The sequence below is a fragment of the Streptomyces sp. NPDC033221 genome, assembly GCF_055577005.1.
The window spans coordinates 2,501-3,506 of record NZ_JBVIQN010000090.1 but is presented as its reverse complement, the minus strand read 5'-3'; the positions used below and the strand labels follow the sequence as shown (position 1 = coordinate 3,506).

The following is a 1,006-nucleotide window of genomic DNA, read 5'->3' as shown; positions in this document are numbered from 1 at the left end:
CAGGGCGGCTTCACGGACTTAGCATCGCCTGATTCGATGTTTGGCGCTTCAAAGCGGGTACCGGAATATCAACCGGTTGTCCATCGACTACGCCTGTCGGCCTCGCCTTAGGTCCCGACTTACCCTGGGCAGATCAGCTTGACCCAGGAACCCTTAGTCAATCGGCGCACACGTTTCCCACGTGTGTATCGCTACTCATGCCTGCATTCTCACTCGTGAACCGTCCACAACTACCTTCCGGTGCTGCTTCACCCGGCACACGACGCTCCCCTACCCATCACAGTCCCCGTTAGAGGTACATACTGCAATGACACGACTTCGGCGGTGTGCTTGAGCCCCGCTACATTGTCGGCGCGGAATCACTTGACCAGTGAGCTATTACGCACTCTTTCAAGGATGGCTGCTTCTAAGCCAACCTCCTGGTTGTCTCTGCGACTCCACATCCTTTCCCACTTAGCACACGCTTAGGGGCCTTAGTCGATGCTCTGGGCTGTTTCCCTCTCGACCATGGAGCTTATCCCCCACAGTCTCACTGCCGCGCTCTCACTTACCGGCATTCGGAGTTTGGCTAAGGTCAGTAACCCGGTAGGGCCCATCGCCTATCCAGTGCTCTACCTCCGGCAAGAAACACACGACGCTGCACCTAAATGCATTTCGGGGAGAACCAGCTATCACGGAGTTTGATTGGCCTTTCACCCCTAACCACAGGTCATCCCCCAGGTTTTCAACCCTGGTGGGTTCGGTCCTCCACGAAGTCTTACCTCCGCTTCAACCTGCCCATGGCTAGATCACTCCGCTTCGGGTCTTGGGCACGCTACTCAACGCCCTATTCGGACTCGCTTTCGCTACGGCTTCCCCACACGGGTTAACCTCGCAACATACCGCAAACTCGCAGGCTCATTCTTCAAAAGGCACGCAGTCACGACGCAAGAACAAGTTCTTGCGCGACGCTCCCACGGCTTGTAGGCACACGGTTTCAGGTACTATTTCACTCCGCTCCCGCGGT

General features: G+C 56.6%; 1 rRNA gene (only partly in view). It reads right to left on the bottom strand.

Annotated elements, in window-relative coordinates:
* A 23S ribosomal RNA gene (locus ACZ53K_RS42610) occupies positions 1-1,006 on the bottom strand (its annotated part continues 569 nt past the right edge of the window); the annotation flags it as partial.